Consider the following 26,365-nt stretch of genomic DNA (forward strand, 5'->3'; position numbering starts at 1 on the left):
CATGCTTTGCAATCAGTACGACAACCTGACGGGGCGCTACGTGGTGAGCTTTCTCGCCGAGCGCGATCCGATGAGCGCCGACCGATATCTCGTTCCGGCCTTCTGCACGCTCACACCGCTTCCCGATGTGCCGACGCGTTCCTGGCCGTTCTGGATTGACGGGAAGTGGGTAGTGCGTCCTGACTATCGCGGCGTGCGTCTGTATCGAACCGATACGGGCGAACCCGGCGAGATCACGGTCGCGGGTATCAGCCCGGACGGCGAAGGGCTCACCGAATTGCCGCGTCCCTCCGACGAGTACGTCTGGCGAGATGGCGCATGGGTCGTCGACGAGACGATTGTCGCCGAGCGCGTGCGAGCCGCCGCGATGACGGATTTCTACGCGCGAATGGAGAAAGCTCGTCAGCAGAATCTCGGCAAGATGGACGCGCGAGCAGCGGGCCTGCTGTCCGACGTCGAGGAGGCGATGTTCGACGCGTGGGCCGCGTATCAGGTCGCACTTGTACGCGTGGTGGATCTGCCTACCTTCCCCAAGGACATCGTGTGGCCTGACGAACCTGATCCGGCCGCCGTGCTGGCCAAGGTCGAGGCCGAACGGGCGGAGAAAGCCGCTCGCGAAGCCGAGGAAGCCGCTCGGCAGGAAGATGAGGCCGCCCGTGCTGATGGCACGGACGAAGTGGCTGCCGACGCTGCATCCACGACGTCCGGCGACAGCGCAAGCGTGAGCGATACCGCGCCGGCTGTCGAGGGCGACACAAAGTAACTTTCCCGGCGCGATAACGCGCCATCCCGTTTTCGTAAGCCGCTCAATCGAGCGGCTTTTTTCGTTTCTGGAGACCCGCATGGGATCGACTTCATTCTTTCACGGTATCACGACGACCGTCGTCGATAGTGGTCCACGCACGATCGCAGTGCCGTCGTCGTCGGTCGTTGGCATGGCCGACACCTACACGCCGGGCGCGGATCTGGCGCAGCCGAACGTACCGGTGCAGCTGACGAGCTATCGCGAGGCCGTGCAGGCGTTCGGCGAACAGAGCGCGATCGCGCGTGCGGCCCGTGCGATTTACGCGCAGAGCAGCGCGGTGGTGATCGCGGTTGGTGTGCCGGCGGTGGCGGACGCCGCGCAGCTCACGTCGGCAATCATCGGTGGCGTTTCGGCGGGTGGTGCGCGCACCGGCATGCAGGCTTTGCTCGACGCAAAGTCCCGCTACAACGCGCAGCCGCGTTTGCTCATCGCCCCCGGCCACACGTCAAAGCAGCCGGTCGCAACGGCGGCCGATTCGCTCGCCGGCAAGCTGCGTGCCGTCGCTGTGATCGATGGTCCGAACACCGACGACGAGGCCGCGATCGCGTACGCGAAGAACTTCGGCAGCAAGCGCCTGTACATGGTCGACCCCGGTGCGAGGGCATGGGACAACGCGACGAACGGTGAGATTGCGATGTCGGCGTCGTCGTATGCGGCGGGTCTTTTCTGCCAGACCGACGCGAAGATCGGTTTCTGGGCATCGCCCTCGAACAAGGAGATCGTGGAGATCACCGGGACGGCGCGACCGATCGAATACCTCGACGGCGACGAGACGTGTCGCGCAAACCTGCTCAACAAGGCGAACGTCACGACGATCATTCGCGACGGCGGGTTCCGCCTGTGGGGGAACCGCACCCTGTCGGCCGATCCGAAGTGGAAGTTCGTCACGCGGGTGCGCACGCTCGACATCGTGATGGACGCGGTGCAGGCCGGGCACAAGTGGGCGGTTGACCGCGGCATCACGGCGACGTACGTGAGTGACGTGACCGAAGGGTTGCGGGCGTTCATGCGCGACCTGAAGCGTCAGGGCGCGCTAATCAATTTTGAGGTCTACCCGGATCCGGAGTTGAACACTGCGAGCCAGCTCGAAGACGGCAAGGTGTACTGGAATATCCGATTCACGGATGTCCCGCCGGCCGAAAACCCGATTTTCCGCTTCGAGGTCACGAACCAGTGGCTGACCGAAGTGCTCGACAACCAGATCTAAGGGAGGGGCGATGATTCCGGAAACGCTGTACAACTGCAACACGTTCGTCGATGGACGTAGCTACGCGGGGCGCGCGACGAGCATGACGCCGCCGAAGCTGAAGATCAAGACGGACGATTTCCGCGCGGGCGGGATGGACGCGGCAGTCAAGGTCGATCAGGGCATGGAGCCGCTCGACGCATCGTTCGCGATGGCGACGATGGAGTACGAGGTGCTGCGCTTTTTCGGGCTGGTGGATCAGGGCGCGTTCAACGGCGTGTTCCGCGCGGTGTTCATGGACCGTAGCGGCAAGACGAAGAGCGCTGCCGTCTATTTGCGCGGCATGCTGTATGAAGTCGATCCGGGCGACTGGAAGCCCGGCGACAAAGTCGAAGCCAAATTCAGCGTGTCGTGCGACTACTACAAGCTGGAGGTCGCAGGTGTGATCGTGCACGAGATCGACATTTTCGCGTGCAAGCGCGTGATCAACGGTGTCGATCAGCTCGCCGAAGTCCGTAAGGGGCTCGGCATGTAAGTGCAACGTGTCGGTCATTCGACCACACGTTACAAAGCTACTTTGTTCAATCAATGGCGAGCCGACGGCTCGCCATTTTTCATTTCAGGAATCGCAATGGAACAGGTCACGATCAAGCTCGACTATCCGATCAATCTCAACGGCGTCGAGTGCGACACCTTCACGATGCGCCGGCCGAAGGTGCGCGACATGCGCGGTGCGCAAAAGCTTGCACCGAACGATGCGGAGGAACAGGAGCTGATCCTGTTCGCGTCGCTAGCCGAAGTCGCGCCTACCGATCTCGACGCGATGGATATGGCCGACTACGAACGCGTGCAGGACGCGTACTACTCCTTTCGACGCGTACGCAAAGCTGGACCGAAAGACGCTCAAGGCGCTGGCGAATCGGCTGGTGCGTGAATACGGCATGTCGCCGACGTCGATCGACGAGATGACGGTCGACGACATGCTCTGGTGGTTGACCGACTGAGAGGGCCGGGATGGCGAAAGACTTAGCGCTTGGCATCGTGATCGGCGGGGCTGTGTCGGCGACGTTCGGCAAGGCAATTACCGACACGTCGTCGAAGATCGATGCGATGAAGAAGCGGGCGAACGACTCGCGGCTCTGGCAGCGCCAGATCGGCGAGACGATGCGTCTGCAGGACGAGTTCCGCCGATTGCACCTGGCGGGCGATAGTGCGGCGGATGGCATCCGTCGCAAGCTCGACAGCAATCTGAAATCGTTGCGGGATGCCGGCGTCGAGGTCGACCGGCTCGATCGCGCGTACGCGCGGCTCGGCCGGACGACGCGCGGGCTGGATCTGAAGGCGTCCGGTTACGAGCGGCTGGCCGCTGGTCGGGAGGCGGGACGCGGCGTGATCGGCGATGCCGTGAAGCTGACCGCCTCGGTCGCGGTGCCGGCCACGATCGCGGCGAACTATCAGGCGATCATTCGCGACATCGCAATCAAGGCCGGCATCGCGCGCACGCAGGAAGAAGCGGCGATGGGCTCGCGTATTCGACGCGATGCCGGGGCGAACGGCATCGGCCGCAATGAGCTGGCTGACGCCGTCAACCAGATGGTTGCGGGCGGGATGGATCTCAATCGTGCGCTCAACTTCGCGCCGCTGGTCGCGAAGTTTTCGATCGGCCAAGGTGCGACGACGGTCGAGACCGCGAAGATGATCCAAGCGCTGCAGCAGAACGCGGAGATCGTCGACCCGCGTCAGATGGCGAAGGCGCTCGAAGCGATCGCCTATCTCGGCAAGGAAGGGTCGTTCGAGTCCGTCGACATGGCGCGGTGGTTCCCGGTGCTGCTCGCCGAAATGAAGAAGATCGGCATCACGGGGCAGGACTCGGTGACGCAGCTGGGGGCCATGCTCCAGGTGCAGATGAAGACCGCCGGCAGTTCGGACGAAGCCGCGAACAACCTGAAAAACTGGTTCTCGAAGATCGGTTCAGGCGAAACCGAACGCAACTATGCGAAGGCCGGCGTCGACTATCAGGCGAAGATGCGCGAGGCGATCGGCAAGGGCTGGTCGACGCTGGAGGCGTCGTTCGTGCTGGCACGTGCGTACATCGAGCGCGTCGATCCCGCCAAGGCGAAGCAGCTCGCGTCAGCGGCGAAGCAGTTCAATTCGGAGATGGACCCGGCCAAGCGACAGGCGCAGATGGCCGCGTTCGCCGAGACGATGAAGACCGGCGACCTGTTCAACGACATGCAGGTCAAGGCGGCACTCACCGCGTACATGCAAAACGCCGAGCTGTACACGAACCTGAAGCGCAACGCGCAGGACGCGAGCGGCGAGATCCAGAAGGATCTCGAAGCACGTCGCGAGACGTCAAAGCAGATCTGGAGTGAGGTCGGGCAGCGGTGGGACGACGCGATGCGCAGCATTGGCGACGCACTGCGTCCGATCACGGATCGTATCGGCGAGGGGGCGAAGGGTCTCGGCAGCGGTATCCAGTCCGTTGCCGATGCAGCCCCGAAGGCGACGGCAGCCGTCGTCGGCATCGCGGGGGCGGCGCTTGCCTTTCGTGGTGCAAGGGCACTTTGGAGCATTGGGCGCGGCGCATTCGACATCGCGCGCGGCACCGTGCTTGCGCGCGGCGGTCGAGCTGCAGCGGGTGGGTCACGTGCCGCCGGTGGCGTCGTCGGCCGTGCACTCGATGCGCTCGGCGGAGCTGCGGCGGCAAGCGGCGGCGTCCAGCGCGTGTTCGTCGTGAACCTGCCCGGCGCTGGCGTCGGCGGTGGCGGGCTTGGCGATCTGGCTGGCGGTGAGCGAGCCGGTCGCGCTGCGCGTCGTGCAGCAGCTCGGGGTGGTCGGCTCGGCAGGCTCGGGCAGATCTTCAATACGGGGCGCGCGTTGTTCGGTCGCGTTGCGCCGTATGCCGGCAAGCTCGCCGTGGCCGGCACGGTGTTGAAGCTCGGTCTTGCGGCGCGTGAAGCGTACGCCGTCGCGTCGAGCACCGACACCAGCACTCAGAAAGCGAACCGCTTTGCGGGGATTGCCGGGAGCCTTGCCGGTGGCGTGATGGGCGCGAAGGTCGGCGCAATGATCGGAGCGCTCGGCGGGCCGATCGGCTCGGCGGTGCTCGGTGTGATTGGCGGTGCGGTCGGCACGTTTGCCGGCGACAAGCTGTTCAGCGCTGTATCGCGCAGGGTGCTGGATCGTAAGCCTGACGATTCGCCTGCGAACGTCGCAGCGGTCGCGAAAGCGAAGGCGCTCGTGCCGGATGCGGCAGGCATCGGCGCTCGATCGGGGCCGCGTATCGAACAGCAGAACACCTTCGCGCCGGTCTTTCACGTGAAGATCGAAGCGAGCGATGCCGACATGGCTAACAAGTTCCTCGCGCAGGTCAGTCCGATGCTGACACGCATGATGGACGAGCATCAACGCAAAGCGAACAGCCGCACGGCGATGTTCGATGCGCCGCATATGTAAAGGAGGAAACCATGGATGTGATTCGGCAGATCACGGGAGCGGCGACGCAGGCCGGTATCGCAACCGAGCGAGTGCGGCAGATGGTTCGGATATTCGACCGAAACCGCGCGGCGAGCATGTCGACGGTCGACGCGCTGCAGCGTCTCGCGACGGGCAATCTGAGCAGCGCGGCCGAGCTGCTGACGGGTGCGTCGGGTGCGCTGTCGGTTGCCGGCGACCTGTTTCCACATGTCGGCACGGTGTTGCGCAGCTTCAACGCGGCACAGGCGTCGGTCGGCTCGATCCTGACGGCGATCGACGGATCGAATTTCCCCCTTGTGCGAGCTGCCGCCGATAGCGTCAAGTCGGCGCTCGGTGGGGCGTGGAATCAATTCAACGCGGCGGTCGGTATCAAGGATTCGGCGGTGATCGACGTGATCAAGTCGACGGGCGCCGGCTCGATGCTGTCGGGGCTGGCCAACGGGGCGACGTCGAGCACGCCGCACATGATGTCGATGACGAGCGAAGCGGGCGACGCGTTCCACTTCAACCTGTCGACCGCTGCGTACGACAAGCTGCGGCGCGCGACGCGGTATCGCGTGGCGTCTCAGGAGCGTCTGAACCGTCAAGAGGCGCTTCAGCCGGTGAGCGTTGGGGGCGAGACGATCGCGCTGTCGGGCGTCGTATTCCCGGCGCTCGGGGCCGGTACGAAGCAGATCGACCGGCTACGCGAGATCGGCGGGCGCATGAAGCCCGTGCAGCTCACGACGGGCGACGGCGACGTGCTTGGCCGCTGGTTGTTGCAGTCGATCGAAGAGGAGCAGGACGCGCTGCTCTCGGACGGCTTGCCGCGCAAGCAAACATTCTCGGTGGAGTTCGGCCGCTATGGCGAAGACTTTAAGAACGTCTGATGGCGACGTGCTCGACACGCTTTGCTACCGCTTCTACGGAACGCTGCAGGGCACTGTCGAGGCAGTGTACGAAGCGAATCCGGGACTGGCGAATCGAGCGCAGCCGTTCCCGGCCGGGGTCGAGATCCTGATGCCGGATCTCGATGCGCCGCGCGTTGAATCGGTGCAGCTCTGGACATAGGGAGGCGCGATGGAAGCAGTGTTTCAGGTCATCGCGAACGGCGCGGACGTGACCAAGGTGATTCAGGATCGGGTGCTGGAGATCCGGGCGATCGACAAACCGGGTCTAGACGCAGACGAGTGCACGATCACGCTGGACGATCGCGACGGCCGCATCGAGTTTCCGCCGAAGGGCGCGACGTTGAAGGTGTCGATCGGATGGGAGGGGCAGGGACTATCGATGCTCGGCGAGTATGCCGTTGACGAGGTCGGCGTGCGCGGCCCACCGGCGAGCGTTGTGATCCGTGGCAAGCCGGCGAACATGCGTGCGACGTCGAAGACGCAGCGATACGGGAGCTGGTCGAACGCGAAGCTGGCCGATATCGTCGGCGACGTCGCGCGTCGTAACAAGTGGTCGGCCGCGTGCGACGTCGATGTCGTCGTGCCGCGTATCGACCAGTTCGGCGAGAGCGACCTGCATTTCATTACGCGCGTGGCTCGCCAGTACGGTGCAACTGCGACGATCAAGGCCGGCAAGCTGATCGTCCTGCCGCGCGGTGGCGGTAAGAGCGCGAGCGGCAAGCCGCTGCCGATCGTGACGCTCACGCCCGACGATCTGATCGACTACGACATCAATTTCCCGGACCGCGCGAGCTTCGCGGCCGTTCGCGCCAAGGTACACGACCGCAAGACGGGCAAGAAGATCGACCTGACGATCCCGAATCCGGATGCGCCACCAGGTGCGTCCGCGGTGCATACCGAGCGCCATGCATTTGCGAGTCCGGAGGCCGCGAATGCGGGCGCGACGTCGCGCTTGGCGACGCTCAATCGGCATACGTCGACGAGTCGCCTCACGATGCGCGGCCGGGCAGATTTGTCGGCCGAGAAGACGATCGCGCTGAAGGGGTTCAAGAAGGGCGTGGACGGCGAGTTTCTGATCGAGTCGGTCGAGCATGCATACGCATCACGCGGATGGAATACGGTCGTGACATTGAATGGAGGGAACAAGGGGAAAGCGAAGGTCGGGCACGGGAAGAAGAAGGGCAAGAAGATCGATCTGGTGGTGCCGGCGCCGAAGTAACGCGTCGCGCATCGTAACTGAAGGCCGCTCACGGGCAACCGGAGCGGCCTTTGTTTTTTTATCGGGCGAAGGGGAGCCGATGCAAGAGCATGAAAAGACGATTCTGGAGCTGGTCATCATGGGTGGATTGATCGGGATCGCGAAGGTGTTGGTGGGTAGCGAGCATTTGACGTTTCGGCTCGTTGCAGGCCGCGCCGTGTTGGGGTCTGCAACGTCGATGGTGGCGGGGCTCGCGCTGTTGCAGATTCCGGATCTGCCGCCGATCGCGCTGCTCGGTCTCGGGAGCGCGCTTGGCATTGTCGGGTCGCAGTACCTCGAAGTGCTGCTGCGCCGGAATGCGAAGCGTCTGTTTGGGGAAAAGTGACGATGGCGCGAATCAGTATTGCGGCCGCTGGCGGAAAAAACCGCGTGGCGTTTCTCGACACGATCGCGGTGAGCGAGATCGGCTCGGCGCTGCTGGCGAAGTCGGACGACGGTTACAACGTGCTGGTCGGCTCGACCGCCTCGCGGCCGCTGTTGTTCTCCAGCTACGCGGCGCACCCGAACGTGCTCAATCGACAGATCCCGGTGCCGTCGACGGCCGCCGGCCGCTATCAGATCCTCACGCGGTGGTGGCGGATCTATCAGGCGCAGATGAAGCTGGCGGACTTCGGGCCGATCTCGCAGGACCGGTATGCGCTGCAGCAGCTGCGCGAGCACGGTGCGTTGTCGTTCATCGACGCAGGCCGGTTCCGCGAGGCGGTCGCGAAAGTCTCGAACGTATGGGCCAGTCTGCCAGGGGCCGGCTACGGTCAGCACGAAAATAAGATCGAACATTTGCTGGCAGCGTATCGCGCGGCCGGCGGGGAGGTGGTCGCATGAAATGGATCGACCCGCGCATCTGGCTGCTCGTTGTTGCCGGCGTCATTGCCGGCGCGGCGTGCGGGTATTCCAAGGGACATCGTGATGCCGACCAATCCGCGAAAGTCGCGGATCAGGCGAAGCAGATCGATGATCTGACGACGGAGCGTAGTGAAATTCGCCGCCAGCTGGCGGCTCAACAGGAGATCGCAACCGATGCTGCGAAAGAACGTGATCAGGCACGCCGCGATGCTGCTGCTGCCGATGGCGCTGCTGACGGCCTGCGCAAGCAAGTCGCCGCACTTGTCGCCGACGTCCGACGTGCCGGCGCTTCGGCCGGAAGCCCGGCAACCGGCGACGCCCTCGATCTGCTCGCCGACGTGCTCGGCCGGACTGACGAAGCTGCGGGAGAGTTGGCAAAGATCGCTGACGAGCGCGGCATCGCCGGCCAACAGTGCGAGCGCAGTTACGACGCGTTGATCGGCGACATGCAATTCAAACAGCCGCGATAACACGGCACCGAGACCGAGCGGTCTCGAGAGAAACAGGGCGACCGAGGGGCGTGAGGCAACACGCTTCCCGGTCGCCTTTCCACTGAGCACGCCAGTGAATCGGCCTAGGCCCTGCTACCTACCGGTAGGCGGGCCGGATTCTACACCAAGTTTTAAAACGGCTGTCACAATGGCAAATCCCATCATTCCTTGGATCGGCGGCAAGCGCCGTCTCGCAGATCACATCATCCCGCGATTCCCGTCGCACGACTGCTACGTGGAAGTGTTCGCGGGCGGCGCAGCGCTGTACTTTCTGCGCCCGCCGGCAAAGGTTGAAGTAATCAATGACGCAAACGGCGAACTGATCAATCTATATCGTGTTGTGCAGCACCATCTGGAAGAGTTCGTGCGTCAGTTCAAATGGGCGCTGACGAGCCGGCAGGTATTCGAATGGCTCAAACAAACGGTCCCGGAAACGCTCACCGATATCCAGCGTGCGGCAAGGTTCTACTACCTTCAGAAAAGTTGCTTTGGGGCGAAGCTGGAGGGGCAGTCGTTCGGCACGGCTACAACAACGCCGCCCGGTCTGAACCTGCTGCGCATTGAGGAGGAGCTGTCAGCGGCCCACCTGCGGCTCGCGAACACGTTCATCGAGCGTCTAGATTGGGCTGCGTGCATCGATCGCTACGATCGGCCGCACACGCTGTTCTATCTAGATCCGCCGTATTACGAGACCGAGGGATATGGCGTCGCATTCCCGTTCGGCGAATACGAGAAGATGGCGCATCGCCTGCGGTCGTTGAAGGGCCGGGCGATCGTGAGCCTGAACGATCACCCCGACATTCGGCGAGCGTTCAACGGGTTCTACATCGAAACCGTTCCGATTCAATATACGGTCGGTGGCGGCAAGGGCGTGGAGCGCAACGAGCTGATCATTTATAGCTGGGACGACGCTGCGCAGCCTGTGGGGCTGTTCTAACTGAGAATGCCGGCGCGGACAATCGCGCCGGCATCGTGCTTTACAGGTCAGCGAACGCGGGCAGAAGGTCCTGGTCGACGAGCCGAATCTCGATACGGTTGGCAACCTCGACGTGTTCGGGGTTGTCCTCTGAAAAAACGGCATCTGGGACGCTCACAATGATCGTCCCGGTCTGCTTCCGACCGGCTTCGGGAACTGGAATCAATTCGCGTGCTTCCGGAACTTGCTGAGCCGTGAGCGGCTTCGGGAGATACAGCATCCAGCCAACGCCCGGCTTGTCATCAAACACCTGTCGAGGAAAATACTCTCGTGGTGAAACAGAGACATACATCGGGTCATAAACCGTGACCATCGCGGACACTATCCTAGCCATGCCCTCATAGCTGCGCTCGTCCGCCGAGACTGCGCTCTGTGCCGGTAGCCCAATTTCTATCTCGCTGGGCCGCCTCTTCGCATCGATGGCTAGCTTCAGCCTCGCGCTGTTGGCCGCGTCCATTTGACCATTCCAGAAGCCAAATACTTTAGGAAGGTCCATCTTTTTTGCGTACCGTTGCGCCAACACTGCCAAAACGGCTGTCGAAGGTACGCCGGGCGCTTCATACATGGGATACAGACGGGCTTCTTCCTCTGTATCCGCCTTCAGCCACCACTGGCCTAAACGGTCGTCCTCACGTGACATGGCCTCAACCACCGGCCATAGCCGGACGAGATGAGCCGCAAAATCGCCAAGCGGAGCGAAATCGGTGGGGTTACGAAATTGCGCAACTATTTCCATGTTTGTCAGGGCACCCATTCTGATTCAACGCTAAGACGGGCAAGCGGCGTTCTCATGTACTTCCAAGTCCGCTCCGTCTGAAAATACCATTTCAATCGCGCAGGAGGATGATCATCGACAACCGCAGCCTGAGCTCCAGCCTGCTCCTCCATGTCATCAAAGGCCTTGGTGTACGGGACATCGTCCTTCTTCAAGAACTGATCGTACTTTCCCTTTGCTTCTATCAATAAACAGCTTTCCGGTCGAAAGCCGTCGAAGTCGCGCTGCCAGACCCACTCCATGCTCCAGGCCTCTTCAACGCTATAGGCGAACCCGGTAATTCGCCCTTGATACTCTCGGGAGTTGTCACTCATGCTCCAGTTGCGGCGCTGCATGCTCCCCGTCTCAGGCGGGCACTTCTTGCAGCTCTCGCCGGTGCGCGGAATCGCCCGGACATCCGGCTTTGCCTTGCTTTCGTCCTTTGGGGTATCACCCGACAGACTCCCCGTTCCCGCGACTGCTGCCCCGCCCAATAAGGCGACGCCAGCGCGCGCCAAGACTGGTCCGAGTTCCACTATCGCCGCTTCGATCGCCGGCACCACCAATCCCGCCATGCTCAGCCCCTCCCTTGTCGTTCTGATGTTCGATGCGCCATTTGATGACGCGTAGGTAATCGTGAAAGCGTTCGTCGACCGATCGGCCGGGGCGCGTTATCCATGCGCGTGTCGCCGGCTGCTCGTAAAACTTTGGCGCGTACGCTTCGATCCGCAGAAACGCGGCGACATTTTCATCGGCCTGAATGCCGAGCTGTCGAGCAGCGATGTATGCATTCCAGAGGCGCGTGGGTAACGTGCCGTCGTCGGCCAGCTTCGGGTCCGCTTTGACGAGATCCAGCCGAATGCGCTCGACATATCCGCGTGCATCGATCTCGGCGAGGCCAGCGACCTGTTCGCTTGTCAGCTCAAGCATGCGGGTGCACTCCCTTCAATTTTCCGTTCACTTCGACGAGCCAGTTGAAGGTCGGGACGAAGAACTGCATGCTCTGCGTCAATTCCATCAGCGATGCCATGTCGGCCATGATGCGGGCGTCGTAGAAGCGAAGGAGGGCTGTACGGCCATCCGGCAAGCGCACGTCGAGTCGACGGCGCAGCTCGTCGGCCAGTGATTCGATTGGATAGGCGCTGATCAGCCACGACATGCCTGTCGGGCCACCGGCCATCGCGGCGAGCGAACGTCGTACGTTGCCGCCCGCACGCTCGTAGTCGAGCAGCCACGGGCCCGCATCGGCGAGCGATGCGTCCGGTGTGCCATCGAACAGCGCCACGGACGCTTGCGATCGCTGAGGCGGGGACCCGCCAGCCGCATCCGCGAACAGGAGACCGTCGACCAGCGCGTACAAGTGCACCTGCATGGTCAACTGCTGTTGCCGCGTCAAGTAGAACGCTTCGATCGAATTGCTGGTCATGGTTCTACCCGCGCGCGATCATCGTGGCAGCATTTTCGGCTGCGGACTTCAGGCATTCGAGGCAGAGCGTAGGAGAAGGGGCCAGCGCTGCTGCAGCGTTGGCGACTGCACCTCCCGTCGTCGCTTCACCGGCTCCGACATCGTCGAGTGTCGCGGACGATTGCGAGGCGATCAGCGTCGCTCCGCAAGCGGTCTTCATGCCTTCGATGGCCGTTTCCCGGCCGGCGATTTGATGCGGGTAGCGTCGGCCTGTCGCGGGCAGGATCGGAAAGACGCCTTTGCATTGTGGGCAAAGTACCTTGTGTCCGACGCCGGCGATGGGTTTCCCGTCAATGGTGGCGGTCGCGGTGCCCTCCAGCACGCGACCGCCGTGCGTCGTCGTGTCGCCGACGCAGATCATGGCTCGGGCCATATGCTCTCTCGTAGATGTGGTTTTCGTATGAATTTACCATTTCCGGAAGAGCGGTCGAGCCTGTGGCCGTCGCGCCGTCGGTCAACGATTGTCAATCGAGCAGGGCAGCTTGGGCGTCAAAGCATCCCGGCCCGACCCTTCTCGGCGCGGAGCAGATGGCGCAGGCGCTGAAATTCGCCCTGTCCGCCGCCAAGCGCTCCCCGATCGGGGACGTTCTTGTCGACGTGATCGAACCACGCTTGAATGCGGTTGATCGACTGCCGGAGCGCCAGAATTTCCAGGATGAGCCAGCGTACCTGCAGGTCGGTGTGTTCGCGCCACAGGGCTCTCAATTCCGCGTCGGTTGGCGCATCGAACTCCGGCATCTTCGGTTTTAATTTGACCCTCGGATCCCTGAGATGCACGCGGTTGCGGTCTATCCTCGTACGCTCGATCGGCCGCGTCTCCGGGTTTTGAATCGGATCAAATACGGCCTCAATCCACCACTCCAGCTCGTGTTCCGTCAGTTCGGTAGGCGTACGTTTCCACTCGGTTTCCCCTAGGAACCGATATTCCCAAATGTATGCCCATTGAGGTTTGATCACGGCCGCGATACTGTATAAAAACACAGTGTATCGCGAGGTAAGATGGTTTGGTCAAGCACGGAAAGCAGGGGCAGCGGATGTGTACCAACTACGTGGCTCCCGGCGAGGATCCGGGGTTGAACGAACTGAAGATCGATAGCTTCAGAGACCTGTATCGCTGGACCCCTTGGAAGCCGGAGATCTACCAGGACTACGATGCGCCTATCGTTGCGAGCATTGAGGGGCAATTCGAGCCCCTGATTGCGGGTTTCGGGTTCTGGCCCCGACAACTGCAGAAAGCGAACATCGAGAAGGCGAAGGAGCAGGGCCGCAAACCGCCAATCCTGCGCAGCACGATGAACGTTCGCGACGACAACCTCGGGAAGTCCCTGCTATACGGGCCGACGTGGAAGTCAGGTGGCCGGTGCTTAATTCCAGCTCGGTACGTGGTCGAGCCGTCCTATCCGGATGCACGGCGGGATACCAGTGGGAAATGGATTCTCGGCCCTTGCGTGTGGCAGTGCATCGGCGTCATCGACCGCCCAACGATGTGCGTGGCCGGTATCTGGCGTACCGTGAAATACCCGGACGGGAAACCGCGCCATGTGATGACGATGATCACGGTCAACGCGGATCGCCATCCCATCATGTCGCGGATGCATAAGCCAGACGACGAGAAGCGGTCGGTCGTCATCCTGCGGCCGGACGACTGGGAAGAATGGTTGACGACGCCGAACATTGAGGCAGCGCGCGCGATGTTACAGTTATATCCAGCATGCGAGATGGTGGCGCAGCTAAAGTGACTTTGCTGGCATTAGAATGAAACTCATTATGCGCAACGCGCACAACAGCATTGCGCAAGATGCGGGCCGGGCCCATTGAACTGTCTCCCGGACTGAGAAATCGCCTTAGAATCATCTCGATAATTATCCAGCGGGGGACGGAATGGCGAGTCGGGGGAGGCCACGTAGGCGAAGGGTGCTGACTGTTGTGTTTGACACGAACGCGATATTCAATAAGGAGTTCGATAACCTTGTCAGTCGACCTGCGAGAGATCTAATAGCACGACACTCCAATCACGGAGACTTGGGAATCCGATGGGTAATTCCGGAGATCGTCCGCGGCGAGCGCGAATATCAAATGCGAGACCAATTCCGAGGCATCGCGGGAGAGCTTGCGAGAGCGGAGAGGCTTTTCGGTCAAGAATGGGGTATTACGCAGAGTGTCGTCGAGCAGCGAATCGAAGCACGTATTGCCCAGGAACTCGCGTCATTGCGGGTCGACGTGGTGCCATGCACGATTGACCGCGTGAATTGGGCGGATGTGATGCGCCGCGCCTGTTTCCGCGAGCCGCCGTTTGAGCGTGGAAAAAGTGAGAAGGGCTTTCGCGACGCGATCGTCTGTGAGACTTTTATTCAATTGGCGGCTGACCTCACGGGCGGTGACACCGCCATGCTCGTATCTGATGATCGTTTGGTGACGCAATACATTGAGTCCTGTGGGATCGCAATAAATAGGGCGCGCGTTGTCGAAAACCTCGAAGCGTTGAACGACGAGATCCAGTTGCGTGTGGCAAACGTTGATGAGGAGACTCAAGCACTTATCGAGCGCCGGGCACAGCAACTGTTCTTTCCTTGGGATAATCCGGCGAGTCCGGCCAGCATCTGGGCACGACAGAATCTCCATGATCGAATTTGGCACGAATTCGGTGATCACCTACGGCGGTCGCCGGCCGGTATGACTCACGTGCTGGTCGCACAAGAGCTCTCAAATGCACGACTGGTATCAAAGGACGGCGCTCGCGTTCACTTTGAATCAATGTTGATCGTAAAGTCGGCCTTTCGATTCTGGGTTCCTGCGCCAGAGACTCCGCAGGACGCGCCAGTGTCCCCGAGTGGGGTGCCGCTACCAAGTGGTCCTCGGCAGGGACTACCGCAATTCAACCCGAAGGCAAATCTCGGTCTATTAGGGCTGTTGGGTGCGACGCCAGCCGGTGAATGGAAGCAAGTCGACAAAGCATCGACTGATTCGGTCTCAATTAAATGGAGTGCGACTCTCACAAGCCGACGGGCTCTTACGCGTGCGAGGATTGATTCGCTTACGTTTAGTGAATAACGTATCTGCGCGCTGAGCGTTGCTGAACCTGAGGTCGGGAGTATGCCTGAATATCGATATTCATATTTAGAACATTCGTTAGCTCAATGAGTGGGATATGATGGGGCGATATCGCTTTCCGGTGAGCCACTGTTCGTACGTTAGCATTGTCTCCCATGCTACATCTCGAGGCATTTGTCGTCGATTTATGCGCGACTCATATTTTTCGATGACTTGTAAATAGTCGTTATTTCGTTTGCCAAAGGCTTTGCGAATCTTCTTTGGAATGTCGTCGAACGTCCCAGCAAAGGTGGACCGAATCGGAACGAAAAGAATGTGATCTTCCCCTTCGTTTGAAAACGACACGTCCCGACGGATATCTCCGTCACGCCAGATCGTGTGGCTCTCCGCTTCGACGTAGTTTGCTCCTTTTGACCAGATGCGAAAACCGAACATTGCTTCGCCGCGCCCAGTGCTTGCGATATATTTTTCGACGTTTGTATCGCAGCAACCAAGTCTGCTCCACGGTTCAGGTTCGCAAGCGATATAAAAGGCCTCTTGATCACTTAGTGAGCGACAAAACTCGGCTATCGTGCCAGAAAAGGTTTTTGGCGTGGTAAGTCCGTCCAGCAGTTCAGCGCCGGCCACGTGCAGATCGACCGTGAACTCTGTGTGCGCTCGCTCCTTTTTGAGCCGACTTTTTTTCCCCATCGTCCGTCCCCGACTTGAATTTGGATGTGCCTGTTTAATGTGAGCGTAGGTCTTGGCGTGGCTTTGATTGCCGAGCCTTGTCAAATAACGCGCAGGTACAGCTGCATCATTGGAGTGGCGGTTGCAGGTGCTGCGGTGGGTTGCGTGCTCATGTGACCGGGAAAAGTTGCTTTGGCAGCCGAGTTTACCAGCGGCCCTCACGCGCAAGCGCGAAGTTCGCCTTTCGGCCAGGTGCTGGGGATGACGACCGGCGGCTTCCGGCCACTTCCAGCTGCTCGCTCGAATGCGCGAGCGCACAATCAGTCGCCTGTCTTGGAGCTGACACCGGGCGTTCGCCGATCCACGCTCGTTCGATCAATCTCAATGTTAGCGGGGCTTCTCGCCGTTCAACGCGAGCGAGAAGATCACGAGTGCCACCGGCGGCTCGACAGGCGCAGGATGGGAGTCCCGAATCCCCGCCGCTGTGGTGTGGACTATACGGTACACCTAGAGCGCGGCACCGGAGCACTGGGCAAGTAAGAACGGGATATGGATGACAAGCTGCTGCCGTGTCTGTCACCAGCTCGGCTGACAGCACATTAATCTGAAACGGTTACATATAGTGGAAGCACAAACAGGTCGAACGCGGTTGGTTCTAACCACTACAAACGTTCAACCAGTCTTAGCATACGGGTTTTCCTGATTCGTGAGCTGCGTCCTTGAAAGCGCGATGACCTGTCGTCAAATGCTCCTATTTCGAAACTGAAACATTTTTTTGAATTTTCCATCTCGACTGCGTTCAGCATGCGGTCATTATTTTAATGAAATCATGTGCATAGCCTGCTTGGCACGGTTCTCGCTCAGGTCCGATGACGCAACCCGGTGTCACGCCGAGAGCTTGTGCAGTAGTTCTCGTTTGGGAAATTGTGACCATCCGAGCGTTGCGGGGTCACCCTACGGTGAACGATGGTGTGCGTTCAACTCGTATACTGAATAATCGCTAGCCTACGGTGATCAGACGGGGCGCTCGGTAGCTACCGGCCAATGTTCTTGGAGACACGTAATGGCAGATCAATGGAAGGCAAGCATCAAAGAAATTGCTGGGGTGGCCGTTGCGATGGTGGATGTAACGGTAACTAGGACGATCTTCTTGGATCCACAAACACTTGAACGGGTGGGTGGAGCTTTGAAGGAATCCGGGTTGTCGGCGGCGGGAGATTTTGCTAAAGCCGTTCAGAGCGTACCGGCCGATTTTCGGCGTTTCGTATTCACGCCGTGGTCCGACGCTGAAAGTCAACGGTTCAACTTGGGCAGTTTTTCTTCAATCGTTAAGATATTCGAGTCTCGGGCGTATTGGCGCGTTGACGGGACTGCCGAGGCAGGGTTTACAGGGATACTGAACTTTGGCGGTGTTGATCGAAAAATTGACCTGTCGGAAGCCGCGCTACCCGCGTTTCTCTCGTCCGTAGACGCGGTTGAGAAGCAAGCGGCACAGGACCTCGTCGACAACAAGATTAAGCGTGAGGAGTGGAACAAGACCAAAGAGCTTTGCGATGTAATGCACGCGAGTCACGATGACTGCGTTAAATTGTATGAGTTTAACCTCAGGACGCGCAGGGAAAGGGAGCAGTCAAAACGGGAACAACAAGAGCGGCAGCTTCATGACGGCGAGCGGGTGGTAGGCGACAAGGCGGAGTACACGGGGGACTTCCCGGACGGATTTGGCGACCACTTCCGCGATGTGGGATGAAGTGCCATCCGAAACTGTATGCTGCAGAATGGTTGCAGCTTCCAGCCCGCGTCGTCGGCGACCGTTTCTCGTTGGCCCAGGAGCGGTCGTTTCCGAATCGTATCCGGACTGCTCAAACGGGTCGGCAGCGGCCGGCCTTTCCAGAAATTGGTTGGCGTAGGTTTCAGCGTAGCTTTTGGATCGATGCCTTGTCAGATAAGGCGGAGAGACCTATGCATCATCGGTCATTGATGGAAGCGGTTGCGATACCGCTGTCCATACGCGCCTCATTTTCGACATCGTCAAGCCAGTTTGCCCAAGCCTGCATCATCTCCCGCCGTTCCCGCAAGTACTTTGCATGGTTGTATGTCGAACGCGTCTTGTCCTTATCCTTGTGCGATAGCTGCATCTCAACGACTTCGTCTTTCCATCCCATCTCATGAAGGTTCGTCGACGCGGTTGCTCGAAAGTCGTGACCGGTTATCGGTTCAGGGTTATCCGGAACCATGTAGTCGATCGCGCGATTGATCGTTGCGCGACTCATATGTGGGAGCTTTCGATTGCTATGAAGGATCGGCAGGATATATCCACGATGGCCATACATCTCCTGCAACTCGCGAAGTAGTTCAAGTGCTTGCTTGGGAAGGGGAACGATGTGCAGGCGTCGCGCTTTGATCTTTTCCGGCGGCACCCTCCATTCTGCGGTCCCTAGGTCAATTTCGTCCCATCGCGCCCGACAGAGCTCGATCGTTCTCGGAAATAACATCATCAGCAATCGAATTGCAATCGCGGTTCGTCTGCTCTTGTAGGTCGGAAGCTTCCGAAAGAGCCTCTTCAGTTCTTCGCGGCTCAATGGCCGAGCATTCTCTGTTGGTGGCTTTAGAACCGATCCGCGCAGCACGGATGCGGGATCTGTATCTGCCCGAAGCGTGATCACCGCATACTGGAACACGTTGGACACGTACTGGCGCAGTTTGATCGCTACGGAAGGGGAGCCACGCTCCTCGACTCGGCGCATCAAAGCAAGCACGTCGTGTGCAGTAATGGAACGCATGGGGCGGTTCCCGATATACGGGTACGCATCTGCTTCCAGCATGCGCAGAATCTCGCCATAGTGCCGCTCGGTCCAAGTCTTCCTCTTCTTCTCAAGCCATTCGTCGCTGACGGAACGAAAAGTTGCTTTGCCTTCGTTGATGCGCGTGGACAGCACTTCCTGTCGCGCGTGAGACGGGTGCAGTCCCTTCTTGACGAGTTCGCGGGCATCGTCGCGCGCCGCGCGCGCGTCTTGGAGGCTGACAGTTGGGTATTCGCCGATCGCGAAAAGGTTTTCTTTCCCAGCAATTCTGTACTTGTATCGCCAGAGCTTGGAGCCGGACGGATTAACCAAAAGATACAGTCCATTGCTGTCGGTAAGTTTGGTAGGCTTGTTGACTGCCTTCGCTTGTCGGATCTTGATGTCGGTAAGTGGCACAGTGAGATGGGGGTATCGTCTTCAGTTGGTCGAAATGATACCCCGTTTTATACCCCCTTTTTTCACGGCTGGACGCGATTTCCGGCGAACGTGAGCGAACGGTGTGAGGGAGTGAGATGACCGACAGGCAAGCCTTTGAGGCAAATTGACGAACCACCACGAACTGGAGCGAACGAAGTGATCAGACATATCGTCATGTGGAAGTTGAAGGAATCGGCGGAAGGCGGTACGCGTGCGCAGAACGCGCTGAAGCTGAAGGAAAAGCTCGAAGGCTGCCGCGATCTCGTGCCCGGCATCCTGCAGCTTGACGTCGGCGTGGCGACGCCCGGCCTCGATGCGACGTCGGACGTCGTGCTCGTGTCCGATTTCACGGACCAGGCGGCGCTCGATGCGTACCAGGTGCACCCGGTTCACCAGGAAGTGAAGAAATTCGTCGTTGCGGTGGCCGAATCGCGCCAGTGCGTCGACTATTTCTCCGAAAGCGCACGATGAGCGACGCGGCATCCCCGACGGACGGCCCGTCGATCGAAAGCCCGTTCGTCGATCTGCTCGGCGTGCGGCTCGTGTCCGCGAAGGACGGCGCGAGCGAGATCGTGCTGCCGCTCGACGAGCGGCACATGAACACGTGGAGCATCGCGCACGGCGGCGTGACGATGACGCTGTCGGACATCGCGCTCGCGATGGCCGCGCGCAGCCTGACCGACGACGGCGTCGGCGTCGTCACGGTCGAGATGAAGGTGAACTTCATGCAGCCGGGGCGCGGCGAGCTGCGCGCGTACGGACGCGTGATGCATCGTTCGACGACGATGGCGTACTGCGAAGGCGAAGTGCGCGACAGCGACGGCAACTTCGTCGCGAAGGCGCTCGGCACGTTCAAGTACATGCGGCGGCTCGCGGTGGGCCGCGACATCAAGCGACAACGCACGCGCACGGCGCCGGATGCCCAGCCCGGCCCGAGCGACGCGTAAGCGCTGCAACGAGCGGCCCTGCCTGATCGAAGGCAGGGCCGTGTTGTTTTGCGGCACGGATCCGCAACGGGATGGCGATACGGCGCGAACGAAGCCAAGGAGACAACAATGAACACGGTCAACCGCCAGATCCTGCTGGTGTCACGCCCGCAAGGCGCCGCGAGCGCCGACAACTTCCGGCTCGTCGAAACGCCGCTCGCACCGCTCGCCGCGGGCGAATTGCGGGTACGCAACCATTTCCTGTCGCTCGATCCCTACATGCGCGGTCGCATGAACGATGCGAAGTCGTACGCGGCGCCGCAGCCGCTGAACGAGGTGATGATCGGTGCCACGGCGGGCGAGGTGATCGACTCGCGGCACCCGGATTTCGCGGTCGGCGAGCACGTCGTCGGCCAGTTCGGCTGGCAGGAATACGGCACGTCGAACGGTGGCGGCCTGCGCAAGATCGACACGTCGCGGGTGCCGCTGTCCGCATGGCTCGGCGTGACCGGCATGCCGGGCGTGACCGCGTGGGTCGGGCTGAACCGGATCATCGCGCCGAAGGCCGGCGAAACCGTCGTCGTCAGCGCGGCAAGCGGCGCGGTCGGCAGCGTGGTCGGCCAGCTCGCGAAACGCGCCGGATGCCGCGCGGTCGGCATCGCGGGCGGCCCCGACAAGTGCCGCTACGTGGTCGACACGCTCGGCTTCGACGCGTGCGTCGACTACAAGGCCGGCCGGCTAGCCGACGACCTGGCCGCCGCGACGCCGGACGGTGTCGACGGCTGCTTCGAGAACGTCGGCGGCGCGGTGCTCGACACGACGATGGCGCGGATGAACGCGTTCGGCCGGATCGCCGTATGCGGGATGATCGCAGGCTACGACGGCGTGCCCGCGCCGCTCGCGAATCCGGGCCTGATCCTGCGCTCGCGACTGACGATGCAGGGTTTCATCGTGTTCGAGCATCCGGACGCGTGGCCGCCCGCGCTGGCCGAGCTGAGCGAACTCGTCGCGACGAAGCAGCTGCATTACCGCGAGTCGATCGCACACGGGCTCGAGCGGGCGCCGGACGCGTTCCTCGGGCTCCTGAAGGGCCGTAATTTCGGCAAGCAGCTGGTGCAGCTCGTCTGACCCGCGCGTGGCATCATGTGACGCTTGTCCGTTCACGGCGCCGCACGCGCCGTCCTCACCGATGCCGCTGAATCCGAAGATCGCCCAGGTGCTCGACATGGTCGAGCGCGCGAAACGTCCGTCCTATCACCACCAGACGCCGCAGCAGGCGCGCGCCGCGTACGAGAAGAGCGCGCCGATCCTTGACGTCGCACCCGCGCCGATGCATTCGGTCGAGGCCTGCGTCGTGCCGACGCGCGACGGTCGCGCGATCGGCGCGCGGCTGTACCTGCCGGTCGAGCCGAGCCTCGCCGAACCGCTGCCGGCGCTGGTCTATTACCACGGCGGCGGCTTCACGGTCGGCAGCGTCGACACGCACGACGCGCTGTGCCGGATGTTCGCGCGCGACGCGCAGTGCGCGGTGCTGTCGGTCGACTACCGGCTCGCGCCCGAACACCGGTTTCCGACCGCGGTGAACGACGCTGACGACGCATTGCGCTGGCTGCATCGCGAGGCCGCCGCCTTCGGCATCGACGCGACGCGGCTCGCACTCGGCGGCGACAGCGCGGGCGGCACGCTCGCCACGGTCTGCGCGGTGCTCGCGCGCGACGCGGGCATCGACCTTGCGCTGCAGATGCTGATCTATCCGGGCGTGACGGGCTACCAGGACACCGGATCGCACGCGCGGCTCGCGAATGGCTACCTGCTGACGCAGGACACGATCCAGTGGTTCTTCACGCAATACGTGCGCGATCGGTCCGATCGTGACGACTGGCGGTTCGCGCCGCTCGACGGCAAGCGCGGTGCGCCGTCGTTCGCCGGCGTGGCACCGGCCTGGATCGCGACGGCCGAATACGATCCGCTGCACGACGAGGGCGCCGCGTATGCGGACAAACTGCGGGCGGCCGGCAATTCCGTCACGCTGGTCTGCTATCCGGGGATGATCCACGAGTTCTTCAAGATGGGCGGCTACGTACCCGAGGTGCGGGCCGCGCATGCCGACGCAGTGGCGGCGCTCAAGGCGGCATTCGACGACGTTTGACGGCGGCGGCGCTCGACGCCGCGCGGAGGAAGCGATGACCGACGACTGGGTGGAAACGGGCGACTGGACGGTGCTGGGCGGCGATGCCGCGCGCATTCGCGATGCGGTGTTCGTGCGCGAGCAGCGGATTCCGCCGGAATGGGAGCTCGACGACGAGGATCCGCTGTCGCTGCATGCGGTTGCCTACCGGGTCGATGCGGCGACCGGCACACGCCGCGCGGTCGGGACCGGACGGCTGCTGCGCTCCGGCACGATCGGTCGCGTCGCGGTGCTGGCCGATGCTCGGGGGCAGGGTGCCGGATCGGCCGTGCTGCACGCGCTGCTGGACGCGGCGCGGCATCGCGGCGAACCGGTCGTGCGGCTCTACGCGCAGGATGCCGCGGTCGCGTTCTACGTACGGCACGGCTTCACGGCGATCGGCGACCGGTTCGTCGAAGTGGGTGTGCCGCACGTCGAGATGGCGCGCGCGCCCTAGAGCCCGTTATTCGTATGAACAGGCCCGGGCGCCGCTCGCGCCGGCTCAGCGCGGCTGCGTCGCGTCGATGTCGAACGTGAACGCGCGCTCGAACGTGCCGGGGCGAACGGTGCGGTGCGAGCCGTCGTCGTCGCAGCGTTCCTTGATGTCGACCGTCAACCGCACGCCTTCCTTCATCGTCACGCGCAGCGCGGTCGTGCCGCGCGTACCGTATTCGGGTGTCTCGATGAACGCGGCCGACAGCGCGCGCTCGCGCTCGATCGGAATACCGGTGTGCGGCAGCGCGTCGTCGTCCGCGACGCGCGGATCGCGCATCAGCTCGATCAGTTCGTCGAGCGACGGGGTCGGATTGTCGGTGAGCAGCGTGCCGAGTTCCGCACGCTTGCGCACGATTTTCGGCCAGGGCGTATCGAGCCGCGCGTTCGACAGCGCATGCACGCCGGCGCTGACCGCGACCGGCGGCGCGACAGCAGTTTCGCCTTCGGCCGGGCGGTTGCAGAACCACGCGAGTTCGCGCCGCTTCCAGTCGCCGACCAGCAGGTTGAAGCCGTTGTACACGGCCGAGTGCTCGGCCAGCGCGCCGAGATAATCGAGCGGCGCGACCGGCGGGCCGCCGAGGAAGTCGGACACGAGCTTGCCGCGGGTTGGTGCGCCCGCGCGAATGTCGAACGGCGCGCGGTAATTGGTCAGCGCCGCGAAGCGGCCGTCGCGGGACACGCCGAGCCACGTGCCGCCCGCTTCGAGATCGCGGCCGGCCAGCACACCCGGCACGTCCTCCCACCACGAAAGCGGCGCACTCGTACGGCGAAAGAATTCGTCGCGATTGGCGATGAGGGTAAAGACAGGACCGGCGGCGGCATCAGGCTGCCAGTCGAAGGCAATCAGACACATCGGGCGAATCTCTCGCAGGAAACATCGCGCGCCGGCCGCCACGTGCGAACCGGCGTGCAACAGGTTGTCAGTGCGTCACGCTTCCGTCGGCCATGCGTACGGTAGCGCGTCGAACGCGAGCGGCGGTCCGTCGGCCGCACCGAGGTGCACCGTGCCGCTGTCGAGCGCGGCCAGCTTGATTTCGACGAGCGCGTCGACGCCGCCCGCGGGTGCGGCGGCCGCATTGACGATCATTCCGCACGGCTGGCCCGGGTCGTCGCTGTGGAACAGCTCGACGCCGGCATGCACGGTGTCGGTCTCGCCGGCGACGTGCGCGAGCGCGGTGCGGCGCTTGATCGTGCCGCGGTACTGGCTGCGCGCGACGACTTCCTGGCCCGGGTAGCACCCCTTCCTGAAGTTAACGGCGCCGATCACGTCGAAGTTGACCATTTGCGGGACGAACTGTTCGACGGCCGGCTGCGTGATGCGCGGCTCGCCCGCGCGCACGTCGAGCCAGTCCCATACGGCCGGCGACACGACCGGCAGCTTGCCGCCGAGCGCGGCGAGGCGCGCGTCGACTTCCGCGCGCGGCCCGATCCACAGATAGCGCTTGCGGCCTGCTGCGTCCGGCACGCGGATCAGCGCCCCGGCCGGGCCGTCGACCTTCACGTGCACGCCGTCCGGCAGCGCGTCGAAGATGCCCGACAGCGCCTCGCGCACGTCGCCCGCGAAGCCGACCACCGCGAGCGTGTCGCTCGCGTCCGTCAGTTTCGCCTTCGCGCGCAGCACGAACATGGACAAGCGTTTCTGAACGGCGGCCTGGACGTCCTTCGAGACCAGCAGCTGCACGCCGTGACCGGCGCGCCAGGCGAGGAACGACGCGAGCAGGCGGCCCTTCGCCGAGCAGTAGCCGGACAGGCGCGCAGTCGCGGCATCGAGATGCTCGATGTCGTTGGTGAGCTGGCTGTGCAGGAACGTCGCGGCGTCGTCGCCGGCCACGTCGATCACGCCGAACTGCGGGAGCGGCATGCAGGCGCCCGGCGCGTCGAAATCGGCAGCGGACGGGCGGGGGAAAACGGGGAGCGAGGCAGTTGCGGCCTGGGCAGCCGGTGAAGCGAACGGTGTGCTCATGGAATGAGGGAACAGTCAACCCTGACTTTGACGGAGGCGAGCAAGTATTATATGGGTCTTACCTGAGTCACGTTTCCATGTCCCTACTGAAGAAATGCGCCGCGACGATCGTGGCGCTGGCCGTCGTTGTGGCCGCTGCCGGCGCGGGCGGCGGATATTACTGGGCGACCCGGCCGCTGTTGCTGGGCTCGGCGTCGCTCGACGTCACGATCAAGCCGCGCAGCAGCGTGAAGAGCGTCGCGCTGCAGCTCAAGCGCGGCGGCGTGCCGGTCGAGCCGCTCGGCTTCGTCGCGATGACGCGCGTGCTCGGGCTGTCGAGCCGGCTCAAGTCCGGCAACTACGAATTCAAGACCGGCATCACGCCGTACGACGTCCTGCAGAAGATCGCGCGCGGCGACGTGAACGAGTACGTCGCGACCGTGATCGAGGGCTGGACCTTCAAGCGGATGCGCGCGGAGCTCGACGGCAATCCCGATCTCGCGCACGCCACGGCCGGCATGAGCGACGCCGAGCTGCTGCGCGCGATCGGGGCGCCGGACGCCGCGATCCAGCGCGGCAGCGGCGAGGGGCTGTTCTTCCCCGACACCTACCTGTTCGACAAGGGCACGAGCGACCTGAACATCTACCGGCGCGCGTACCACCTGATGCAGACGCGTCTCGACGAAGCGTGGGCCGCGCGCGCGCCGGGGCTGCCGTACAAGACGCCTTACGAAGCGCTGACGATCGCGTCGATCGTCGAAAAGGAAACGGGCCACGCGGCTGACCGCACGTTCGTCGCGGCGGTGTTCGCGAACCGGCTGCGCATCGGGATGCCGCTGCAGACCGATCCGTCGGTGATCTACGGCCTCGGCGACGCGTACGACGGCCGCCTGCGCAAGCGCGACCTGCAGGCCGACACTCCTTACAATACCTATACGCGCCGCGGGCTGCCGCCGACGCCGATCGCCCTGCCGGGCGTCGCCTCGCTGCAGGCGGCGATCAATCCGGCCCAGACGGGCGCGCTCTATTTCGTTGCGAAGGGCGACGGCACGAGCGTGTTCTCGGATACGCTCGGCGATCACAACAAGGCCGTGGACAAGTACATACGAGGTCAATAATGGCGAGCGGTAAATTCATCACGTTCGAAGGCATCGACGGGGCGGGGAAGACCACCCACCTGCAATGGTTCTGCGAACGACTCCAGGCGAAGCTGGCCGCGGGCGGCCGGCAGGTCGTCGTCACCCGCGAGCCGGGCGGCACGCAGCTCGGCGAGAAGCTGCGCGAGATCCTGCTGAACCAGCCGATGGATCTGGAGACCGAAGCACTGCTGATGTTCGCGGCCCGGCGCGAACACCTCGCGCTCGTGATCGAGCCCGCGCTCGCGCGCGGCGACTGGGTCGTGTCCGATCGCTTCACCGACGCGACGTTCGCGTACCAGGGCGGCGGCCGTGGGTTGCCGCGCGACAAGCTCGAGACGCTCGAGCGCTGGGTGCAGGGCGGCTTCCAGCCCGACCTGACGGTGCTGTTCGACGTCGCGCCGCAGGTGGCGAGCGAGCGCCGCGGCGCCGTGCGCATGCCCGACAAGTTCGAAAGCGAGTCGGACGCGTTTTTCTCGCGCACCCGCGGCGAATACCTGCGGCGCGCGGAAGAGGCGCCGCACCGCTTCGCGATCGTCGACGCGACGCAGTCGATTCCCCAGATCCGCCAGCAGCTCGAACGCGTGCTCGCCGCGCTGTAACCCGAAGG

32 protein-coding genes are annotated in these 26,365 nt (G+C 62.6%); 22 read left to right on the top strand and 10 right to left on the bottom strand.

Annotation, left to right across the window (positions count from 1 at the left end):
* The first annotated feature begins 1 nt into the window (after window position 1).
* From ABIC50_RS23270 to ABIC50_RS23325, 12 genes are all read left to right on the top strand, one after another.
* Entirely contained in the window at window positions 2-763 is a 762-nt protein-coding gene (locus ABIC50_RS23270) for a tail fiber assembly protein (protein ID WP_354167050.1), read from the top strand.
* A 79-nt stretch (window positions 764-842) separates the two neighbouring features.
* Window positions 843-2,012 (top strand): phage tail sheath subtilisin-like domain-containing protein, encoded by a 1,170-nt coding sequence (locus tag ABIC50_RS23275; protein WP_354167053.1) that lies wholly within the window; start codon window positions 843-845, stop codon window positions 2,010-2,012.
* Window positions 2,013-2,022: 10 nt separating this feature from the next.
* The gene (locus ABIC50_RS23280) at window positions 2,023-2,526 is read left to right on the top strand and encodes a phage major tail tube protein (protein ID WP_175677924.1); all 504 of its coding nucleotides are present in this window, start codon (window positions 2,023-2,025) and stop codon (window positions 2,524-2,526) included.
* A 96-nt stretch (window positions 2,527-2,622) separates the two neighbouring features.
* Entirely contained in the window at window positions 2,623-2,925 is a 303-nt protein-coding gene (locus ABIC50_RS23285; protein ID WP_011657111.1) for a phage tail assembly protein, read from the top strand.
* 80 nt (window positions 2,926-3,005) lie between these two features.
* Entirely contained in the window at window positions 3,006-5,450 is a 2,445-nt protein-coding gene (locus ABIC50_RS23290; RefSeq protein ID WP_354167056.1) for a phage tail tape measure protein, read from the top strand.
* An 11-nt stretch (window positions 5,451-5,461) separates the two neighbouring features.
* Entirely contained in the window at window positions 5,462-6,340 is an 879-nt protein-coding gene (locus ABIC50_RS23295) for a phage tail protein (protein WP_354167059.1), read from the top strand.
* Window positions 6,315-6,521, top strand: a complete 207-nt coding sequence (locus ABIC50_RS23300; protein ID WP_011657108.1) for a tail protein X — start codon at window positions 6,315-6,317, stop codon at window positions 6,519-6,521. The genes ABIC50_RS23295 and ABIC50_RS23300 overlap by 26 nt, the downstream gene beginning before the upstream one ends.
* A 9-nt stretch (window positions 6,522-6,530) precedes the next feature.
* Window positions 6,531-7,580 (top strand): phage late control D family protein, encoded by a 1,050-nt coding sequence (locus ABIC50_RS23305; protein ID WP_354167062.1) that lies wholly within the window; start codon window positions 6,531-6,533, stop codon window positions 7,578-7,580.
* Between the two features lie 79 nt (window positions 7,581-7,659).
* Entirely contained in the window at window positions 7,660-7,944 is a 285-nt protein-coding gene (locus tag ABIC50_RS23310) for a phage holin family protein (RefSeq protein WP_354167065.1), read from the top strand.
* 2 nt (window positions 7,945-7,946) lie between these two features.
* The gene (locus tag ABIC50_RS23315) at window positions 7,947-8,441 is read left to right on the top strand and encodes a glycoside hydrolase family 24 protein (protein WP_354167068.1); all 495 of its coding nucleotides are present in this window, start codon (window positions 7,947-7,949) and stop codon (window positions 8,439-8,441) included.
* A complete protein-coding gene (locus tag ABIC50_RS23320) occupies window positions 8,438-8,932 on the top strand; it encodes a DUF2514 family protein (RefSeq protein WP_354167071.1) in 495 nt (164 codons plus the stop codon). The genes ABIC50_RS23315 and ABIC50_RS23320 overlap by 4 nt, the downstream gene beginning before the upstream one ends.
* Before the next feature lie 169 nt (window positions 8,933-9,101).
* The gene (locus tag ABIC50_RS23325) at window positions 9,102-9,890 is read left to right on the top strand and encodes a DNA adenine methylase (protein ID WP_354167074.1); all 789 of its coding nucleotides are present in this window, start codon (window positions 9,102-9,104) and stop codon (window positions 9,888-9,890) included.
* 40 nt (window positions 9,891-9,930) lie between these two features.
* Here the strand turns inward: ABIC50_RS23325 and ABIC50_RS23330 are convergent, their stop codons facing one another.
* The 6 genes from ABIC50_RS23330 to ABIC50_RS23355 form a co-directional block, all read right to left on the bottom strand.
* Complete coding sequence (locus ABIC50_RS23330; RefSeq protein WP_502913501.1) at window positions 9,931-10,665, bottom strand: immunity 52 family protein; 735 nt, start codon at window positions 10,663-10,665, stop codon at window positions 9,931-9,933.
* A 5-nt stretch (window positions 10,666-10,670) separates the two neighbouring features.
* Window positions 10,671-11,249, bottom strand: coding sequence for a restriction endonuclease fold toxin 5 domain-containing protein (locus ABIC50_RS23335; RefSeq protein WP_354167352.1), 579 nt, complete (start codon window positions 11,247-11,249; stop codon window positions 10,671-10,673).
* Window positions 11,134-11,613, bottom strand: coding sequence for a hypothetical protein (locus ABIC50_RS23340; protein ID WP_354167079.1), 480 nt, complete (start codon window positions 11,611-11,613; stop codon window positions 11,134-11,136). Before ABIC50_RS23340 ends, ABIC50_RS23335 begins: the two co-directional genes overlap by 116 nt.
* A complete protein-coding gene (locus tag ABIC50_RS23345) occupies window positions 11,606-12,109 on the bottom strand; it encodes a DUF4123 domain-containing protein (protein WP_354167082.1) in 504 nt (167 codons plus the stop codon). The genes ABIC50_RS23340 and ABIC50_RS23345 overlap by 8 nt, the downstream gene beginning before the upstream one ends.
* 4 nt (window positions 12,110-12,113) lie before the next feature.
* The gene (locus tag ABIC50_RS23350) at window positions 12,114-12,521 is read right to left on the bottom strand and encodes a PAAR domain-containing protein (RefSeq protein WP_175765987.1); all 408 of its coding nucleotides are present in this window, start codon (window positions 12,519-12,521) and stop codon (window positions 12,114-12,116) included.
* 116 nt (window positions 12,522-12,637) lie between these two features.
* On the bottom strand, window positions 12,638-13,105 hold the full coding sequence (locus ABIC50_RS23355) for a hypothetical protein (RefSeq protein ID WP_354167085.1): 468 nt from the start codon (window positions 13,103-13,105) through the stop codon (window positions 12,638-12,640).
* Window positions 13,106-13,182: 77 nt separating this feature from the next.
* On the opposite strand from ABIC50_RS23355, the gene ABIC50_RS23360 reads away from it, so the two are divergent.
* Together ABIC50_RS23360 and ABIC50_RS23365 are read left to right on the top strand one after the other, a co-directional pair.
* On the top strand, window positions 13,183-13,887 hold the full coding sequence (locus tag ABIC50_RS23360; protein ID WP_354167087.1) for an SOS response-associated peptidase family protein: 705 nt from the start codon (window positions 13,183-13,185) through the stop codon (window positions 13,885-13,887).
* Window positions 13,888-14,029: 142 nt separating this feature from the next.
* Window positions 14,030-15,199: a PIN domain-containing protein gene (locus ABIC50_RS23365; protein ID WP_354167090.1), complete on the top strand. Its 1,170-nt coding sequence runs from the start codon at window positions 14,030-14,032 to the stop codon at window positions 15,197-15,199.
* Window positions 15,200-15,277: 78 nt separating this feature from the next.
* Here the strand turns inward: ABIC50_RS23365 and ABIC50_RS23370 are convergent, their stop codons facing one another.
* A complete protein-coding gene (locus ABIC50_RS23370; RefSeq protein ID WP_354167093.1) occupies window positions 15,278-16,186 on the bottom strand; it encodes a hypothetical protein in 909 nt (302 codons plus the stop codon).
* A gap of 745 nt (window positions 16,187-16,931) precedes the next feature.
* Between ABIC50_RS23370 and ABIC50_RS23375 the strand changes: the two genes are divergently transcribed.
* On the top strand, window positions 16,932-17,618 hold the full coding sequence (locus ABIC50_RS23375) for a hypothetical protein (protein WP_354167096.1): 687 nt from the start codon (window positions 16,932-16,934) through the stop codon (window positions 17,616-17,618).
* 217 nt (window positions 17,619-17,835) lie between these two features.
* Here ABIC50_RS23375 and ABIC50_RS23380 read toward each other — a convergent pair whose 3' ends face one another.
* On the bottom strand, window positions 17,836-19,068 hold the full coding sequence (locus ABIC50_RS23380; RefSeq protein ID WP_354167098.1) for a tyrosine-type recombinase/integrase: 1,233 nt from the start codon (window positions 19,066-19,068) through the stop codon (window positions 17,836-17,838).
* A 177-nt stretch (window positions 19,069-19,245) separates the two neighbouring features.
* On the opposite strand from ABIC50_RS23380, the gene ABIC50_RS23385 reads away from it, so the two are divergent.
* The 5 genes from ABIC50_RS23385 to ABIC50_RS23405 all read left to right on the top strand — a co-directional run bounded on the left by ABIC50_RS23385 (window position 19,246) and on the right by ABIC50_RS23405 (window position 22,639).
* Complete coding sequence (locus ABIC50_RS23385) at window positions 19,246-19,560, top strand: Dabb family protein (protein ID WP_006753419.1); 315 nt, start codon at window positions 19,246-19,248, stop codon at window positions 19,558-19,560.
* On the top strand, window positions 19,557-20,036 hold the full coding sequence (locus tag ABIC50_RS23390; protein ID WP_006753420.1) for a PaaI family thioesterase: 480 nt from the start codon (window positions 19,557-19,559) through the stop codon (window positions 20,034-20,036). The genes ABIC50_RS23385 and ABIC50_RS23390 overlap by 4 nt, the downstream gene beginning before the upstream one ends.
* A gap of 108 nt (window positions 20,037-20,144) precedes the next feature.
* Window positions 20,145-21,143 carry an NADP-dependent oxidoreductase gene (locus ABIC50_RS23395; RefSeq protein WP_354167101.1) on the top strand — a complete coding sequence of 333 codons (999 nt, stop codon included), beginning with the start codon at window positions 20,145-20,147 and terminating at the stop codon, window positions 21,141-21,143.
* 61 nt (window positions 21,144-21,204) lie between these two features.
* A complete protein-coding gene (locus ABIC50_RS23400) occupies window positions 21,205-22,164 on the top strand; it encodes an alpha/beta hydrolase (RefSeq protein ID WP_175664841.1) in 960 nt (319 codons plus the stop codon).
* A gap of 34 nt (window positions 22,165-22,198) precedes the next feature.
* Window positions 22,199-22,639, top strand: a complete 441-nt coding sequence (locus tag ABIC50_RS23405) for a GNAT family N-acetyltransferase (protein ID WP_138847577.1) — start codon at window positions 22,199-22,201, stop codon at window positions 22,637-22,639.
* A 45-nt stretch (window positions 22,640-22,684) separates the two neighbouring features.
* Here the strand turns inward: ABIC50_RS23405 and ABIC50_RS23410 are convergent, their stop codons facing one another.
* Window positions 22,685-23,530, bottom strand: a complete 846-nt coding sequence (locus ABIC50_RS23410) for an NRDE family protein (protein ID WP_105834083.1) — start codon at window positions 23,528-23,530, stop codon at window positions 22,685-22,687.
* 75 nt (window positions 23,531-23,605) lie between these two features.
* Window positions 23,606-24,640: a CAF17-like 4Fe-4S cluster assembly/insertion protein YgfZ gene (ygfZ, locus tag ABIC50_RS23415; protein ID WP_175703762.1), complete on the bottom strand. Its 1,035-nt coding sequence runs from the start codon at window positions 24,638-24,640 to the stop codon at window positions 23,606-23,608.
* Between the two features lie 77 nt (window positions 24,641-24,717).
* Between ygfZ and mltG the strand changes: the two genes are divergently transcribed.
* Together mltG and tmk are read left to right on the top strand one after the other, a co-directional pair.
* Window positions 24,718-25,737, top strand: coding sequence for an endolytic transglycosylase MltG (mltG, locus tag ABIC50_RS23420; protein WP_126228023.1), 1,020 nt, complete (start codon window positions 24,718-24,720; stop codon window positions 25,735-25,737).
* Window positions 25,737-26,357 carry a dTMP kinase gene (tmk, locus tag ABIC50_RS23425; protein ID WP_354167104.1) on the top strand — a complete coding sequence of 207 codons (621 nt, stop codon included), beginning with the start codon at window positions 25,737-25,739 and terminating at the stop codon, window positions 26,355-26,357. Before mltG ends, tmk begins: the two co-directional genes overlap by 1 nt.
* Window positions 26,358-26,365: the final 8 nt, after the last annotated feature.

This window comes from Burkholderia sp. 567, assembly GCF_040545115.1.
Lineage (GTDB): Bacteria > Pseudomonadota > Gammaproteobacteria > Burkholderiales > Burkholderiaceae > Burkholderia > Burkholderia ambifaria.